The 15,640-nt window shown below is 64.7% G+C and carries 14 protein-coding genes; 5 read left to right on the forward strand and 9 right to left on the reverse strand.

What is annotated here, in order from left to right; all coding sequences use genetic code 11:
* Positions 1–3: 3 nt before the first annotated feature.
* The 6 genes from WBP07_RS11280 to WBP07_RS11305 form a co-directional block, all read right to left on the reverse strand.
* The gene (locus tag WBP07_RS11280) at positions 4–1,260 is read right to left on the reverse strand and encodes a hypothetical protein (RefSeq protein ID WP_395391144.1); all 1,257 of its coding nucleotides are present in this window, start codon (positions 1,258–1,260) and stop codon (positions 4–6) included.
* On the reverse strand, positions 1,257–2,390 hold the full coding sequence (locus WBP07_RS11285; RefSeq protein WP_395391145.1) for a hypothetical protein: 1,134 nt from the start codon (positions 2,388–2,390) through the stop codon (positions 1,257–1,259). The genes WBP07_RS11280 and WBP07_RS11285 overlap by 4 nt, the downstream gene beginning before the upstream one ends.
* Positions 2,387–3,544: a glycosyltransferase gene (locus tag WBP07_RS11290; RefSeq protein WP_395391146.1), complete on the reverse strand. Its 1,158-nt coding sequence runs from the start codon at positions 3,542–3,544 to the stop codon at positions 2,387–2,389. The genes WBP07_RS11285 and WBP07_RS11290 overlap by 4 nt, the downstream gene beginning before the upstream one ends.
* A gap of 62 nt (positions 3,545–3,606) precedes the next feature.
* Positions 3,607–4,713 (reverse strand): glycosyltransferase, encoded by a 1,107-nt coding sequence (locus WBP07_RS11295; RefSeq protein ID WP_395391147.1) that lies wholly within the window; start codon positions 4,711–4,713, stop codon positions 3,607–3,609.
* Complete coding sequence (locus tag WBP07_RS11300; protein ID WP_395391148.1) at positions 4,710–5,786, reverse strand: glycosyltransferase family 4 protein; 1,077 nt, start codon at positions 5,784–5,786, stop codon at positions 4,710–4,712. The genes WBP07_RS11295 and WBP07_RS11300 overlap by 4 nt, the downstream gene beginning before the upstream one ends.
* A gap of 10 nt (positions 5,787–5,796) precedes the next feature.
* Positions 5,797–7,068 (reverse strand): O-antigen polymerase, encoded by a 1,272-nt coding sequence (locus tag WBP07_RS11305; RefSeq protein WP_395391149.1) that lies wholly within the window; start codon positions 7,066–7,068, stop codon positions 5,797–5,799.
* Here WBP07_RS11305 and WBP07_RS11310 point away from each other — a divergent pair.
* The gene (locus tag WBP07_RS11310) at positions 7,067–7,252 is read left to right on the forward strand and encodes a hypothetical protein (protein WP_395391150.1); all 186 of its coding nucleotides are present in this window, start codon (positions 7,067–7,069) and stop codon (positions 7,250–7,252) included. The two genes, WBP07_RS11305 and WBP07_RS11310, sit on opposite strands and share 2 nt — an antisense overlap.
* 16 nt (positions 7,253–7,268) lie before the next feature.
* On the opposite strand, the gene WBP07_RS11315 is transcribed toward WBP07_RS11310, so the two are convergent.
* The 3 genes from WBP07_RS11315 to WBP07_RS11325 form a co-directional block, all read right to left on the reverse strand.
* Entirely contained in the window at positions 7,269–8,435 is a 1,167-nt protein-coding gene (locus WBP07_RS11315; RefSeq protein WP_395391151.1) for a nucleotide sugar dehydrogenase, read from the reverse strand.
* Positions 8,436–8,781: 346 nt separating this feature from the next.
* On the reverse strand, positions 8,782–9,528 hold the full coding sequence (locus WBP07_RS11320) for an HAD-IIB family hydrolase (RefSeq protein WP_395391152.1): 747 nt from the start codon (positions 9,526–9,528) through the stop codon (positions 8,782–8,784).
* Positions 9,529–9,669: 141 nt separating this feature from the next.
* A complete protein-coding gene (locus WBP07_RS11325; RefSeq protein ID WP_395391153.1) occupies positions 9,670–10,716 on the reverse strand; it encodes a mannose-1-phosphate guanylyltransferase in 1,047 nt (348 codons plus the stop codon).
* A gap of 234 nt (positions 10,717–10,950) precedes the next feature.
* On the opposite strand from WBP07_RS11325, the gene otsB reads away from it, so the two are divergent.
* The 4 genes from otsB (at position 10,951) to WBP07_RS11345 (ending at position 15,623) form a co-directional block, all read left to right on the forward strand.
* On the forward strand, positions 10,951–11,775 hold the full coding sequence (gene otsB, locus WBP07_RS11330; RefSeq protein ID WP_395391154.1) for a trehalose-phosphatase: 825 nt from the start codon (positions 10,951–10,953) through the stop codon (positions 11,773–11,775).
* Positions 11,772–13,586, forward strand: coding sequence for a glycoside hydrolase family 15 protein (locus tag WBP07_RS11335; protein WP_395391155.1), 1,815 nt, complete (start codon positions 11,772–11,774; stop codon positions 13,584–13,586). The genes otsB and WBP07_RS11335 overlap by 4 nt, the downstream gene beginning before the upstream one ends.
* A 49-nt stretch (positions 13,587–13,635) precedes the next feature.
* A complete protein-coding gene (gene otsA, locus WBP07_RS11340; protein ID WP_395391156.1) occupies positions 13,636–15,144 on the forward strand; it encodes an alpha,alpha-trehalose-phosphate synthase (UDP-forming) in 1,509 nt (502 codons plus the stop codon).
* 224 nt (positions 15,145–15,368) lie between these two features.
* The gene (locus WBP07_RS11345) at positions 15,369–15,623 is read left to right on the forward strand and encodes a hypothetical protein (protein ID WP_395391157.1); all 255 of its coding nucleotides are present in this window, start codon (positions 15,369–15,371) and stop codon (positions 15,621–15,623) included.
* The last annotated feature ends 17 nt before the right edge of the window (positions 15,624–15,640 follow it).

Here is a 15,640-nt window from a genome sequence, read left to right on the forward strand (position 1 = left end):
GGATCACTCCGCTTCCAGCGATAAACCCCGAACTTCGCGCTTCGGGGATGCCCCCTCGCCCCGGTGCAGGAAGACCAGTCGGGATACGACAAGGCTGATCGTCAGGCTGAGCACCAGATTCTGGATCAGCACCGCCACGGCTACGGCCTGCGCCGCGCCCAGCAACGGCGCGAATGCCAGCGTCGCGGCGAAGCTGGCCACCCCCAGAAAACCGCCGATCACCCACCACTTCTCGCTATTGAGTGCCGCCACCGCCATGCCGAACGGCGCGGCGACGCAAGTGACGAAGGCGCTGGCGAACAGCGGCAGAGCAAGGTCGAACGAAACGCTGGCGTGGATCCACCCCAGCCGGCCCAGCACCAGCACGGCGGCCACCGCCAGCGGCAGGTACACCGCCGCGAAGGCGATCGAGAGCTGGGTATTGCGCCAGATCGTGCCGCGCACGGCGGTCCAGTCCTGCTCTGCCGCCGCCTTGATCAGGCGCGGCGCGAAGGCGATCGACAGGCCATGCAGGAAGACCGAGACGGCGGAGGACAGCTTGCGGACCAATTCGAAAGTCGCCACCGCCTGCGGCACGCCCAGCGCGGTAAGCGCCAAGGTCGGCAGGCTTTCGGTGGCGGACATGACGATGCCGCTGACCAGGAAGGTGCGGCTCTCCGTCCACAACAGGCGCACATGCTCCATCCGCATCGGCTGCACGGAGAGCGCAGCCAAGCCCCGCCGCAGCACGATCGACAGCAGCGAGGGCACGAGATAGGCCATCGACATCGCCAGCGAGATCGCCACCCAGTCGGGCCGCAGCGCGAAGAACCACGATGCCGCGAACAGCACTGTCAACATCACCGGCGGCACCACGTAGAACAGGCATACTGCCAGCAATTGCCGATCGAGCGCGACCTGCCGCACTTCCTCGATCCGGACGATCGCCAGCGAGCAGACCGCCACGAAGATCGCCGCCAGCGCCATCAGCGGCACGCCCAGCGCCACATGGCTCACCACCATTCCGGCGATAACCAGCGCCAGGAACACGAAAAGGATATGCCACGCGGAAATGTCCGGCCGGTCAGGCAGCAGGATCGACCGCAGATAGCCCTGCTTCGCATATTGGGCGACCGGGCCGATCACCAGCATGCCCACCGCGAAGGAGCTTGCACCCAGCCCGTATTGCAACCCGTCCAGCAGCGATGCCGCGACCAGCGGGGGCAAGAAGCCTACCCCGCCCGCCAGAAGCCGGGCCAGCAGCAGCCAGGACAGCTTCATGCCGATGCTCCTGTTACCGGTGCTCCCCCGGCCGATAGCGGTGAAGGCGCCAGCATCTCGTCCACCACACGGTCCCAAGTGCGCGGGGGTGCCAGCGCGGCCTTGGGCGCATCCAGCGCAGCGCGCATGGCGGCGACGATCGAAGCGGCGTCGCCCACCCGGTAGCCGTGGCGCGTGGGCTTGCCGCCCTGCACGAAGTCCGGACAGACCGCCGGCAGGCCCGCCGCCTCAAACTGCAGGAGCTTCATGGAGGTGTCGATCAGATAGTCAGACGCCAGTGCGGAGCGATAGGGCGCGATGCCCAAGGTGGCGTGGCGGATGTAGGGGATCGTGTCGCGGAACGGCATTTCCGGCAGCCAGCGCAGATTGGCGCGGTCCGTACCTTGATGGCCCGATCCGATCACGGTGAACTGCAGATCGGGAAATGCCTGCGCGGCAACGTCGAACACATGCGGGTCGAACAGCATCGATCCCACCGAGATCGCCGCTCGCTTGCCTTCGTAGGGATCGGGCAGGCCGCCGGTGAAGAAGGCATCGTCGAGCCCATGCGCGATCACACGGTGTTCGGCGATGCTGCGATGATCGGGGATCATCAGCGCCGAGGGCAGCCGGGCATAAGCGATCCCCGCCGCCGCTGCCGCCAGTTGATCGTCGTAATAGCGGCCGAGCCCGATGGTCCCCAAAGTGTCGGACGCGTTGTAGATGATCTTCGCTTCCGGGTTCAGCCACCGGATCTCCGAAAGCAAGGCCACCGCGCTGCCGGATTCGACGACGATGGTGGCCGCCTTGCGGATCATGGCACGTACGATCGGCGGCATCCGCCGGCGATAGACCGCGCTGGCAACCGGGTTCCACCAGCGCCCCGCCGCCGAAGCCACGTTCACCGGATGGAGCAGCGAATGCCAGAGATAGCAGGACACGCCGTTCGCGGTCAGGCCCATGTCTGAGAACTGCTGATGCCGCGTATCGCGCCCTTTCAGCCGCGACAGCGCGCTGGAATGGGTGCTGAGGAACATGGTTTCGCCGCGCGAGGCCAGCGCGTCGGTGATGAAATGGATATTGGCGCGCTTCTTCGACCGGTAATCGTGCGCGGAACTGATCACCAGATAGGGGGCCGGAAAAGCGCTCATGCCGGCAGGCTCCGCTTGAGATCGGCAAGATAGGCGGCGTGACGGGCGACGACGGCGGCCTTGGCGCTCTCGGCCGCATGGCGGCGGCGAATTTCGACGTGTTCGGCGCGCGGCTCCTGCGCCAGTTGGCGGATCATCGCCTCCGCCAGCCCATCGGGGTTGTTCGGTTCGGCCAGTTCGCCCAGTTCGGGGGCGACGATCAAGTCCTCCGGCCCGAAATCGCACTTGGCGGCAACCACCGGCAAGCCCACGCTCATCGCCTCGACAATGGCGACGCCGAAGCCTTCCCAGCGCGACGCCGTCACGAAGGCCCGCGCCGAAGCCAGTTCGGCCGAGGGATTGGCGACCATGCCGGCAAGGCGCACATTGTCCTGCAATCCCAGCCGGGCGATCAGCGCCTCCAGCTTGGGACGCTCGGGGCCCTCGCCCACGATCGTCAGCCGGGCATCGGGATAGGCGTCCACCACGCGGCGGAACGCGGTGATCGCGATATCGTGCCCCTTCTGGTAGGCCAGCCGCGCCACCGTCACGAAATTCCGGCCGGCCAGCGCCTCCGCGCCCACTCGCACATGATCGCCCAGCTGGCGCACTGGGTTGGGCATATGCTCGACCGAGACCCCGCCGCCCATCATGGCAGAGGCATGGCGCGCCAACCCCGGCGAAACCGCGATCACGCCGGCGAACCGGGGCGCGGCGGGCTTCAGGAAGGCGAACAGCACCCGCGATTTCAGCGAGACGGCACGCTCGATCTCCGGATTGCCGTGGAGGTGGAGCACGATGTGGGTCCGCCGCCCGCGCAACCGATCCTGCACCATGCAGAGGAAGGCGATTTCGAACTGCGGGATCACCACCAGGTCGAAGCGGTGCGTGTCCAACACGCGCTGGACCGCGCCGGGGATATGCCGCGTCCGCTCCGCCTCACCGCGAATGACCGAATAGGCGGGATCGACCACTTCGGGATAGTCGCGGAAGTAGAGTACGCTGACATCGAAACGCGGGCTTTCGAACGTGGCGAGGGCCGATGCGATCTCGTCCGTCACCCGCTCGATCCCGGCGAACTGTTTCGACGGGGGCACCACGTAGAGCACGCGCAAAGGCGGCGTTTCCGGGCCGCCCGTCGCACTGCCGGTGATGTGCCTGTTGGTACCGTGCATGCCGAAGTTTCCTCGATATTCGTCAGCGACCGGGATCGATGCGCGGGCCCCCACCCGCGCGATCACGCCACGGCCAGATTGCGATAGAGCCCCAGCAGTTCCTCGTTCATCCGTTCCGCACGGAAGCGTTCCTCAAACTCCTCACGCGCGGTGATGCCCATGCGGCGGAAATCCGCGATGCCGTATTGCGACAGCGCCGTGGCCAGAAATTCCGGATCGGCACTGTCCACCAGCACGCCGGTCACGCCGTGGTTCACCAGATGGGGAAACGCGCCGCCATTGGTGGCAATCAACGCACGGCCGGCGCGCATCGTTTCCAGCGCCACCAGCGGCAACCCCTCCCACCGGCTGGGCATGACCACCGCATCCGCATCGGTGATGGCCTGCGCCACGGTTTCGCGCGGCAGCCAGCCCTTGAACTCGATCGGCAGGCCATCCGCGCTCGGGCGCTTGTCGCCGCGCACCACGTCGCCAACCACAGTGACTTTCGCCCGCCCGTCCGGCAGACGCGCGCAGGCATCGAGCAGAAGGTCGAACCCCTTCTGATGGTCCAGCCTGCCGATGAAGAGGAGGTTGACCGGCCGTTCGCGCTGTTGCTCGGCCGTTTCTAACGGCGGGGCGGGCGGAAGATCGCGAATGCCCGAGACCACAAGGTCCAGCTTATGTTCCGGAAACCCCCGATCGCGCAGGAAATCGACTTCGTGCGGAGAGATGTTGACGATGCGGTCGGTCACGCTGCTGAGCGACTTTTCGATCGCCGTGATGACGGACCGTCCCGCCACCGGCTTGTCGGGATCGATCATCCAGCCATGCGCGCAATAGACGATCTTGGGGCGCGGCTTGATGCCGATCACCGCCAGCCGCCCCACCGCACCGGCCAGCGTGCTGTGCAAGTGCACCACATCGGGCCGGTATCGCAGCACCAGCCGCCGCACCGCGCTGGCCAGCCGGACGCTGGCGGGCAGCGTGCGCTTTTCCTGCTCGTAAGCGAAGGCCAGCAGGCCGGGACTGTTCGGCAACAGGTGGATCTGGTTCTGCGGGGCCAGGACCGCCACCTTGCGCTTGCCCAGCCGGTTGATCTGCGCGGGCAGCACTTCCTGAAGATAGCTGGCCGGGCCGCCGGGCAGGCACTCGCACACGTGCAGCACCTTGATATCGAGGTCGCTCATGCGGCGGCATCCTTCAGCAGCGCGACCATGGTGCGGGCGGAACGTTCCCAGCTGTATCGCGCGGCGCGCGCATGCCCCTTGCGGACCAACTCCTCGCGCAATCCGGGTTCGTCGCGGATGCGCAGGATCGCCTCCAGCCATTGCGCGCCGTCGTTCGGATCGGCCAGGATCGCGGCATCCCCCACCACTTCCGGCAAGGCGGAGGTGTTGGAGACGATCGCCGGGCAGGACATCTGCATCGCCTCGATCGCCGGAACGCCGAAGCCTTCGAAGAACGACGGGAACACGAAGGCCAGCGCATGGGCGTATAGCGCCTTCAACTGTCCGTCAGTCACGCGGCCGAGATCGACGACATCGCCGCCATAGCCATCCCGCGCGCCGAAAATGCTGCTGATGCCCCCGCCCGCGACCACCACGCCGATCCCATGCGCGCGAAGTTCCCCCGCGATGCTGGCGATCAGGCCGATGTTCTTGTTGGCGGACTGGCTGCCCAAGCACAGCACGTACGTGCCGCGAACCGCATCAGGCAGGCCCTCCAGCCCTTCCGGGGCGATAGCATCGAAATTGTCCGCCGCGTTGTAGGTGATCGCGTCCGGCGGGCGGCGCGCAATGTCCAGGTCCTGCAACTTTTGCGCGGAGAATTCGGAAACCGTGGTCCACCGCGCACTGCGGCGGATCACCAACGGGATCATCAGATCGTACCACCGCCTGAACGCGCGTGAGAAGTTCTCCGGCATCAGCCAGGGATGCGCGTCGTGCACGCACGTGACTTGCGCGCCCGCCAGCAACGGCGCCATGTTGCACAGGTTCAGGATCGCCGATCGGCCAGCGATGCGGGGCAGCGCCGTCTGCTCCCACAGCACGCCGCGCCCGGGGCCCACGCGCACTTCGGAAATGGCCCGGGTGAACCGGCCCGCTTGCGACGGCGGACGCGCGACCACGAAGGTCATCCCGCGCACCTGCGGATCGTCCGCCGCGACCAGCCCATCGATCGCGCGCACCACTTCGCGGGCATAGCGCTCGACCCCGGTGGTCGCCTTGTCGAGAAAGCGTCCATTGATGACTACACGCATTGTCCGGCTCCTAGACACGCGATCTGACAGGGGCGGCCGCATTCAACCGCGCGGGGCGGCTGCGCAGCGGCGGCGCAGGCCTTGCCTTGCGCGGCACCGATGGCGTCGCAGGTTGCCACTTGCCCCAGATCACGGCGCTGAAAATGATGCCGATCAGCACGGAAACGGCACGCCCATCGTAGATGTAGCCAATTCGCGTCATTTCGAGCATCGAATAGAGAAATACGGGATAGATATAGCGCATCGGCCCCAACCCGCTTTTCAGGGACGAATAGGATATCCCGGCAATCGCACCGTACAGGACCATCAGGAATAGGCCCAAGACCCAACCCCAATCGTACATGACGGTGAGAATGCCCGTGGTGTTATTGTATTCCGGCGTCGCATAGACAGACAGGAAGCTGAGGAACCAGGATCCATCCTTGGTCGCGGGCCGGGTCGGCAGAAATTGCCCGATCACCGGGAATTTATAGAGCCAGTTCAGCGTCCATTCCCCGCGAAACGTGGGATTGGGCGAATAGCGCAGCAGCGCGCAAATATTGTTGATCGACGTTGCGTAGTAGAGCGTGAAACGGTCCGCGATGAAGTGCCAGAAGTTGTCGTAGATGTTCACATAGTGATTGATCCACGACCTGGGGTATTCGAAAATCGCGAAAAACAGCGGCGCCGCGGCATAGAGGACGTAAGGAAAAAATTTGAACCCCAGCCCGGCGACATGCACCTTCGGCGCCTTGGACGTCGCATATACGGCAAACAGCGGCACCACTAATTCGACGATGGCAATACGTTCCGAAAACACCATCGCGCGGAACACGGCCAGGGCGATGATCCCCGCCAGCATCCGGTGATAACGGCGCGGCAGTTTCTGCCCGTCCTGAAACACCTTCATCCCGTAGATGATGGCATAGGAGATGCCGAACTGGGTGGCCGTGGTGACGCCCGAAATGTTCGGCGCCGCCTCGCGCACCTCGTACATCGCCCCGCGCGATGCGCTGATGGTGGCCAGGATGATCTCCGGATGCGTGGCGAACAGCGGGCCGAACCAGATCAGATAGGCCGCCAGCGTCATGCAGAACAGGAAATCGAGCGCGCCGTTGCGGATCACCAGCTTGCGCCGGAACGGAAACCGCTCCGTCATGAACGCGCCGACCATCAGCGCGAACAGCAGCGAGACGCCCTGCACGATATTCTCCGGCGTGACGTAGACCCGGTGCGATTGCAGCACGGGCGCCGTGCGGATGACCGCCGGCGTCACCACCGCCAGAAGAAGGAAGAACGGCATGACGAAGAACGCAGTCAGCGCGGCGGGCGAATGCCACCACCTGATGCCCTTGAGCCTTGCCGTCGAATTCGCCACCATCATCGCGCCTCACGAATATTCATCTTATGAACAGCGCTATTTTGAATATGCGACAATATTCAAAACTATGTTTTCATTGGCAGCGAAATACGACCCGCGCCAATAAACATTTTTTAATTCATCTAGTCGGAACCAAACAGGTCTCGCGTGAAGACCTTGTCCACCACATCTTCGATTTCCGCGGTCATGCGGTTGGCGATGATCACATCGGCCTCCTGCTTGAAAGCATCCAGATCGCGCATGACGCGGGAGTTGTAGAACTCATCCTCGACCATCGCCGGCTCGTAGATCACGACTTCGATACCCTTGGCCTTGATCCGCTTCATGATGCCCTGGATGGAAGACTGCCGGAAATTGTCCGATCCGGCCTTCATGACCAGACGGAACACGCCGACCTTGCGGGGCCGCCGGGCAATGATCTGATCGGAGAGGAAATCCTTGCGCGTACGGTTGGCGTCAACGATCGCGCGGATAAGGTTCTGGGGAACCTCGGAATAGTTGGCCAGCAACTGCTTGGTGTCCTTGGGCAGGCAATAGCCGCCGTAACCGAAGCTGGGGTTGTTGTAATGCATCCCGATGCGCGGATCGAGGCCGACGCCCTGGATGATCTGGCGCGTATCCATGCCGCCGGCGATCGCATAGCTGTCCAGTTCATTGAAGAACGCGACGCGCATCGCCAGGTAGGTATTCGCGAAAAGCTTGATCGCCTCTGCCTCACGCGTGTCGGTGAAGAGGATTTCGACATCCTTCTTCTCCGCGCCCTGCAGCAGCAGTTCGGCAAACACCCGCGCCCGGTCCGACCGTTCGCCGACGATGATGCGCGACGGGTGCAGGTTGTCGTAAAGCGCCCGGCCTTCGCGCAGGAATTCGGGGCTGAAGATCACGTTGTCGGTCCGGTAGCGCGCGCGCACGTCGTCCACGAAGCCGACCGGGATCGTGGACTTCACCACAATGGTCGCCGCCGGGTTCAGCTGGGTTGCCAGTTGGATCACGGTTTCGACCGAAGACGTGTCGAACTTGTCGGTGTTCACATCGTAGTTCGTGGGCGTTGCCACGATCACGTAGTCCGCACCCTCCAGCGCCTGGGCCGGATCCAGCGTGGCCGTGAGATCGAGGTCGCGCGTGGCCAGGAAGGTTTCCAGTTCCGCATCGACGATCGGAGACTTGCGCGCTGCCAGCATGGCAACCCTGTCGGCCGAAATGTCGACGGCGAATACCGTGTTGCGCTGCGCCAGAAGCACCGCGTTGGAAAGGCCAACGTAACCAAGACCGAAAACGGCGATCTTCATAAACTCGCTCTCACGCTAAACGTCGTATGCAGCCGTAAGTAAACGGCTTTGCATTGCAGTCGCAATCTACTCCGAAGGCGACGATAGGACCCATTCGGCTACCCGATGACTAAGTCTATTGAGGGCCCGAACGATGTCGTCAAACAAGATCGTGCTGCAACTGCACATAACGGGATAAACTGAATGATTTCAGCCGCCGAAGCGATTTTCAATTTCACGCCGGGCCGCTGATCGAAGGCCTTGCGAAAGCCTGGCAGGAAAAGACGCGGCGTGATCCGAATCCGGAACGGATTCCTGCCGCATCCTTTCCCGCGCGATGGCCCTGCAAAAGGGAGTAGACCCGGCCTTACTTCTGGCAGGCGACGATGGCGTCGATCACGTTCAGCGTGTCCGCCGGATCGCGCACGCAGATCGTATCCAGACCCATGGCCTTGGCGGGATAGTCGTTGCCGCCCGGGAAGATGGCATCGCCGATGAACAGCATATCGTCATGCGCGAAATTGCCGCGTTCGGACAGGCGCTGGAGGCCCCAGGCCTTGTCGACGCCCGGCTGCGTTACGTCCACCGAGGTGGCGCCGCCCAGATTGACCGAAACACCGGGCAGGCGCGCCATCAGGTCGGCCTGGATCACCTTGCGCTTGGCGAAGTCCGGATCCCAGACTTCCTTGGCCTCCAGCGGGGCTTCCTGCCCCAGTGCGGAAAACGTGATCTGGCTGCCGCGATCCTCGATCCGCTCGCCCCAGGTTTCCTCCGGCGTGAAGCCGGTAGCGGCCAACGCGGCGTCGAACGCGTCGAGAATCTCACGCTTCTGCGCGTCGGTGAAAAGCTCCGCATAGACGGCGTTCCACGCGCCATCGCTGTGGACGTAGAGCTTCGCGCCGCTGGTAGGCATCAGCCACAGGCGCGAACGGTCCGTATGCGCGGGCAGGCGGCTCGCGACCTGCTTGTCGAACTGCGGCCAGTCCCCGCCGGAAATCACCGCCACGTCGGAAACGGTCAGCAGCCGGGCCATCGCATCGGCCATCTCTTCGGTAAGCGGCTGCTTGCTCTTGGCCAGCGTACCGTCGAGATCGAAGGCAACGAGTTTCTTCATTTCCGGTCTGTCCCTGCAATCGGAGCCGTCCGGCCCCAGCAATTTGGTGCGCGCCTCTGCCATCGGGCGCGAGACTTGAACATACCCCCTAGCGCCGAAACCGTGGCAATCCGGGGACAAAGCCCAGCGGCTACTGGTGGCCTACTGGTTTACGGCGCCGTGGAGCTTTCCGACCTTCTGCACGCCTTCAACCGTAGTGACCAGCACCTCGTTCCCGTCGACGACGACGATCACGTTGGAAAGTCCGATTACCGAGACGCGCGGCCCGTCGCTGTCGACCAGCACATTGCTGCAATCGACCAGTTCCGCCTCGCCCGGCCCGCGCACGGAGTTGCCGCTTTCGTCGCGCGTCAGCGCATCGTGCAGCGCCTGCCAGTTTCCGATGTCGGACCATTCCATGTCCGCCGGCACCATTGCCGCGCGCGTGGTGTTTTCCATCACCGCATAGTCGACCGAATCGCTCGGCACTTCGGCGAAAGTCACGGCATCGGGGTGGAAGCGGTGGCCGTCCTCGGCACCCTTCGCCACGGCCTCGCGCACTTTGGCGGCGATCTCGGGACGATGGGCGGCCAGTTCGGCCATGAAGTCGCCGACACGGAAGGCGAAAATGCCGCCGTTCCAGGCATAGCCGCCGTGTTCGAGGAAGCTCCTGGCGCGCTCCAGATCGGGCTTCTCGACGAACTGCGCGGTGCGATAGCCGGGCGTACCCGCGATCGCCTCACCGCGCTTCAGATAACCGAAGCCGGTTTCGGGCGCGGTCGCCTCGATCCCGAACGAGACCAGCCAGCCATCGGTGGCAAGCGCCGCCGCGGCGCAGGCAGCCTCCGCAAAGACTTCGGGACGGCCGATGTGGTGGTCGCTCGGGCAGACCAGCATCACCGCATCGTCCGGCAAGCGGCAGGCGGCGAGCGCGATGGCGGCAGCCGTGTTGCGCGCGGCCGGCTCGACGATCACGGTAGCGCCGGGCGCGCCCGCAAGCTGCGCTTCGACGTGTTCGAGGTGTTTGCTGCCAGTCACCACCACCGGAGCAGCAAAGCCCAGATGCGCCGGGCAGCGCGCCAGGCTCGCCTCGAACAGCGTGTTGTCGCCAACCAGCGGCAGGAACGGCTTGGGCCGCGCCGCACGGCTGCGCGGCCACAGCCGCGTGCCGCTGCCGCCGCACAGGATAACCGGGACTATCTGGGTCATTAGGCTCGATGAACTCAACGATCTGTTGGGGTCTTGGTCATGGTGATACCCGGTGGCTTTCCTGTTGCAACCGCGAATTGCCTCCGGAATGCGCCACTTATCGCACGCAGATGTAGGCGGAACCTATTTCGGTTCAGGGCGTTGCCCTTGCATGGCTTCCCCCACGCCTTCCAACTTCCGATCCATCCCCGACGGGGGTGGTCTTCGCGGCTGCAAAGTGCAAGACTGATCGCAATGACCGGCCCGAGCGAACGCATTCCTCCGGCGGAACATGGCGCGCGCCCGCGCGATCTGCCGCCGCCCCCGCCCTTGCGCCCTGCCCGCATCGGTGAACCGCCGCTCTCGCTCTTCCTCGATTTCGACGGCACGCTGGTAGAGATTGCCGATCATCCGGATGCTGTGATCGTTCCGCCCACCCTGCCCGGCCTGATCGCGCGCCTTTCCGACCTTCTTGACGGGCGGCTGGCGCTGGTGACCGGCCGCTCGATCGCCGCGCTGGAGGCGCTTGTCGGCCCGCTTGGCGTCGCGGTGGCGGGATCGCACGGCGGTGAATTCCGCCCGGCCGGGGTTTCCGTGGCCATGGCGCTGGCCGATCCGCTGCCCGGGCTGGCGGTCGAGCGATTGACCCGCTTCGCGCGCGAAAACGGCGGCCTGCTGGTAGAGCCCAAGCCCTTTTCCATCGCCGTTCACTATCGCACCCACCCCCACGCGCTGAACGGCCTGCTCGCCTGTGCGGAAGGGGTCCGTCACGAGCTGGGCCTCACGCTGAAACACGGCAAGCAGGTGATCGAACTGGCCATGCCCGGATCGGACAAGGGAAGCGCGGTAACCCGTTTCATGGAAATGGAGCCTTTCGCGGGCTCCCACCCCTATTTCATCGGCGACGACGTGACCGACGAGGATGCATTTGCCGCCATCGCGCGGCTGGGCGGCGAAGGTGTGCTGGTAGGGCCGATCCGCAAGACGGCGGCCTCCCGGCGGCTGGATTCGGTCGCATCGGTCCATCGCTGGCTTGCAGAGGCGTTCACCGCCACAATCGAGGAGAACGCACGGGGATGAGCACGCTCGAACTCTGGCCTATCGGCAATTGTCAGGTTTCCGGCCTGATCGACGAAACCGGCGCGATCGCGTGGGGCTGCGTCCCCCGGGTCGACGGCGATCCCACGTTCTGCGCGCTTCTGCGCGGGGACGAAGGTCGGGACGCGGGAACCTGGCGGTTCGAACTGGAAAACCAGACGGCGGTCCACCAGTCCTACATGCGCAACACGCCGATCCTGATCACCCGGCTGGAGGATGCCACCGGCGGGGCCGTGGACATCTACGATTTCTGTCCGCGTCATGAGCGTTTGGGGCGCATGTACCGGCCGGTGGCCTACGCCCGCATCGTCCGCCCCGTCGCCGGATCGCCGCGCATCCGCTGCGTGCTGACGCCGATGAGCAACTATGGCGCCCAGCTTGCCGCCACCACGCGCGGCTCCAACCACATCCGCTATCTGGTGGAACGCAATACCCTGCGCCTGACCACCGATGCGCCGATCGGCTATATCCTCGACGAGCGGTTCTTCCGCCTCGAAACCTCGCTGCATTTCTTCCTGGGCCCCGACGAGCCGTTCGAGGGCGAAGTGGAGCACCGGCTGGAGGCGATGCTGCGCCACACCGCCGAATACTGGCGCTTGTGGGTGCGCGGGCTGGCGACGCCGCTGGACTGGCAGGATGCGGTGATCCGCGCCGCCATCACCCTGAAGCTGTGCCAGCACGAGGAAACCGGCGCGATCGTCGCCGCGCTGACGACCTCTATCCCGGAGGCGCCGGGCAGCCAGCGCAACTGGGACTATCGCTACTGCTGGATACGCGACGCCTATTACACGGTGCAGGCCCTGAACCACCTTGGCGCGCTGGACGTGCTGGAAAAGTACCTCGCCTATCTGCGCAACATCATCGACGATGCGGAAGGCGGCGCCATCCAGCCGCTCTATGCCGTCAGCGGCGCGCGCGAGATCATCGAGTGGGAAGCGCCCGATCTGCCCGGCTATCGCGGCATGGGTCCGGTCCGCGTGGGCAATGCGGCCTACTATCAGGTCCAGAACGACTGCTATGGCCAGATCGTCCTGCCCGCGATCCAGGCTTTCTCCGACCAGCGCCTGCTGCGCATGGCCTCGGTGGACGATTTCACCAGCCTTGAACAAGTGGGCGAACTGGCGTGGAAAACGCACGACCAGCCCGACGCCGGCCTGTGGGAACTGCGCACGCGCACGGCCGTGCATACTTATTCCAGCGTGATGAGCTGGGCCGCCTGCGACCGTCTGGCCAATGCCGCCGAACATCTGGGCCTGCACGACCGCGCCACGCTTTGGCGTGAACGGGCAGAAACGGTACGCAAGACCATCGATGCCGAGGCGTGGCACGTGATCGAGGGCGCCGATTTCGACGATGGCGGCGCCGGCGGCCACTATGCCGCCTCGTTCGGCGGCAACCAGCTAGACGCCAGCCTGCTGCAGATGGTGGAACTGCGCTATGTCGAGGCTGACGATCCCCGCTTCAAGGCGACGCTTGCCGCCGTGCAGAAGGCGCTGCGCCGGGGCGAACACATGCTGCGCTATGATAGCGAGGACGATTTCGGCCTGCCCGAAACCGCCTTCAACATCTGCACGTTCTGGTTGATCGAGGCCTTGCACCGCTCCGGCCAGGATGAGGAGGCGCGGCGGCTGTTCGCGGCCATGCTGGCCCATCGCACCCAGTCCGGCCTGCTGTCGGAGGATATGGATTTCGAGACCGGCGAACTCTGGGGGAACTTTCCGCAGACCTATTCGCTGGTGGGTATCATCAACTGTGCCGGGCAACTGTCCCGGTCGTGGCGGGACTGGCGCTGAGTCAGCCTCGCAAAAGGCGCGTCAGGAGGCGCGCGACAGGGGAATTTGAATGGGTAGATTGATCGTCATCTCGAACCGGGTCTCGGTGCCCAAGGCGGCAGGTGCCGCCGGCGCGCAAGGGGGGCTGGCAGTGGCGCTCAACTCGGCACTGCGCGAACACGGCGGCATCTGGTTCGGCTGGTCCGGCCAGGAGACGGAGGAATTTACCGGCCACCTCGACATGCAGCGCAACGATGGCGTCACCACCGCCACCATCGATCTGGAACCGCAGGATATCGAGGAATACTACAACGGCTATGCCAATCGCACGCTCTGGCCGCTGTTCCACTATCGCATCGACCTGACCGAGTACGACCGCAATTTCGGCGAAGGCTACGAACGCGTGAACGAGCGGTTCGCCGATTCGGTGCTGCCGCTGATCGAGAGCGACGACCTTGTCTGGGTCCATGACTATCACTTGCTGCCGCTGGGTTCGCTACTGCGCCGAAAGGGCGTGAAGAACCGCATGGGCCTGTTCCTGCACACGCCCTGGCCGCCGACGCGCCTGCTGGTCTCGCTGCCATTGCATGAGCGGCTGGTCGCATCGATGCTGGAATTCGACGTGATCGGCTTCCAGAATGTCGAATGGCTCGAAAGCTTCCTGCATTACGTGCAGAAGGAACTGGGGCTGACCGTCAATCCGGACAATTCGATCGACTATCAGGGCCGCCGCGTCGTCGCCCGCGCCTTCCCGATCGGCATCGATTACGAGGAATTCGTGGAAGCGGCCGGGGGTGCGGAAGCCCGCGCCGCGCATGACCGCCTGAAGCAGAGCGTGCGCGGCCGCAAGATCCTGATCGGCGTCGACCGGCTGGACTATTCGAAAGGCCTTGGCGAACGGTTCGAGGCCTATGGGCGCTTTCTGGCCGACAACCCCGAACTGGCCGCGCGGGCCGTGCTGCTCCAGATCGCGCCGCCATCGCGCGAGGACGTGGCCAGCTATCAGCAAATTCGCGAGGATCTGGAACGCAAGACCGGCCATATCAACGGCGCCCATGCCGATGTGGCCTTCGTGCCGATTCGATACGTCAACCGCGGCTACCCGCGCGACCAGTTGGCCGGGTTCTACCGCGCCGCCGACATCGGCCTGGTCACCCCCTTGCGGGACGGGATGAATCTGGTCGCCAAGGAATATGTCGCCGCGCAGGATCCCGAAGATCCCGGCGTGCTGATCCTGTCGCAATTCGCCGGCGCCGCGCACCAGATGAAGGATGCGCTGCTGGTGAACCCGCATTCGATCGAGCACGTGAGCGAGGCGATCAAGCGCGCACTGGAAATGCCGCTGGCCGAACGCCGCGAACGCCACGCGCGATTGCTTGCCTCGGTACGCGAGAACGACGTGCGCCGCTGGCGGGAGGATTTCGTCGAAGCCCTGTTCGGCCCGCCCGTCGGACCGCCTGCGGAACCGCCGGCCATGCCCTTGCCTGCCAAAGCAGGGAATCCTGCCGAAGCAGAGAATCCTGCCGAAGCAGAGAAGCCTACCGAAGCCGAGAAGCCGGCCCAGGACCAGACGGCATGATCGCGCCCCGTCGCATCCCAACGGGTATTCACCCGGAAATTCCGGAGCATCTTCAAAACTTCCCTCGCCTGCAACCAATCTGACCACTAAGGCAGGTAGGGAGAGGATGGAGACGGCGGGACTCGCCCCGTGCCGCAAGGCCTGTTGCAAGGCTTGCGGCAAGAGGCTCACGCCGTCCTATAGTACACTGGAAAGCCCGCTCAAGCGGGCGTCAGGGTGAGTTGATGGGCCAAGTTCTTTATGGCGAATGCGTTCGCTCGGGCGAGACGATGACCGTGCGCATTTCGGACCTCGCGCGCGTTGGCTGCGCGGTCGAAACGGATGCCTGCGCCGTCGATCTGGAAGGCGAACTGACGATGTGGATCGGCGCGATAGGGCCGTTCGCGGCCACGGCGACGCGTAGCGACGACCGGCACCATGCCGTGCGATTCGTCCAGCCACTGGACGATCAGATCGTGCTGCATTTCGCCCCCGCCTGACGGGGGCGACCTTCGGG

It is taken from the genome of Novosphingobium oxfordense (genome assembly GCF_044029435.1).
Classification (GTDB): Bacteria; Pseudomonadota; Alphaproteobacteria; order Sphingomonadales; family Sphingomonadaceae; genus Novosphingobium.

Coding starts and splice junctions, on each gene's coding strand:
- WBP07_RS11280 (WP_395391144.1), bottom strand. CDS start 1,260: ATGAAGCTGTCCTGGCTGCTGCTGGCCCGGCTTCTGGCGGGCGGGGTA.
- WBP07_RS11285 (WP_395391145.1), bottom strand. CDS start 2,390: ATGAGCGCTTTTCCGGCCCCCTATCTGGTGATCAGTTCCGCGCACGAT.
- WBP07_RS11290 (WP_395391146.1), bottom strand. CDS start 3,544: ATGCACGGTACCAACAGGCACATCACCGGCAGTGCGACGGGCGGCCCG.
- WBP07_RS11295 (WP_395391147.1), bottom strand. CDS start 4,713: ATGAGCGACCTCGATATCAAGGTGCTGCACGTGTGCGAGTGCCTGCCC.
- WBP07_RS11300 (WP_395391148.1), bottom strand. CDS start 5,786: ATGCGTGTAGTCATCAATGGACGCTTTCTCGACAAGGCGACCACCGGG.
- WBP07_RS11310 (WP_395391150.1), top strand. CDS start 7,067: ATGACGAAGAACGCAGTCAGCGCGGCGGGCGAATGCCACCACCTGATG.
- WBP07_RS11305 (WP_395391149.1), bottom strand. CDS start 7,068: ATGCCGTTCTTCCTTCTTCTGGCGGTGGTGACGCCGGCGGTCATCCGC.
- WBP07_RS11315 (WP_395391151.1), bottom strand. CDS start 8,435: ATGAAGATCGCCGTTTTCGGTCTTGGTTACGTTGGCCTTTCCAACGCG.
- WBP07_RS11320 (WP_395391152.1), bottom strand. CDS start 9,528: ATGAAGAAACTCGTTGCCTTCGATCTCGACGGTACGCTGGCCAAGAGC.
- WBP07_RS11325 (WP_395391153.1), bottom strand. CDS start 10,716: ATGACCCAGATAGTCCCGGTTATCCTGTGCGGCGGCAGCGGCACGCGG.
- otsB (WP_395391154.1), top strand. CDS start 10,951: ATGACCGGCCCGAGCGAACGCATTCCTCCGGCGGAACATGGCGCGCGC.
- WBP07_RS11335 (WP_395391155.1), top strand. CDS start 11,772: ATGAGCACGCTCGAACTCTGGCCTATCGGCAATTGTCAGGTTTCCGGC.
- otsA (WP_395391156.1), top strand. CDS start 13,636: ATGGGTAGATTGATCGTCATCTCGAACCGGGTCTCGGTGCCCAAGGCG.
- WBP07_RS11345 (WP_395391157.1), top strand. CDS start 15,369: ATGGGCCAAGTTCTTTATGGCGAATGCGTTCGCTCGGGCGAGACGATG.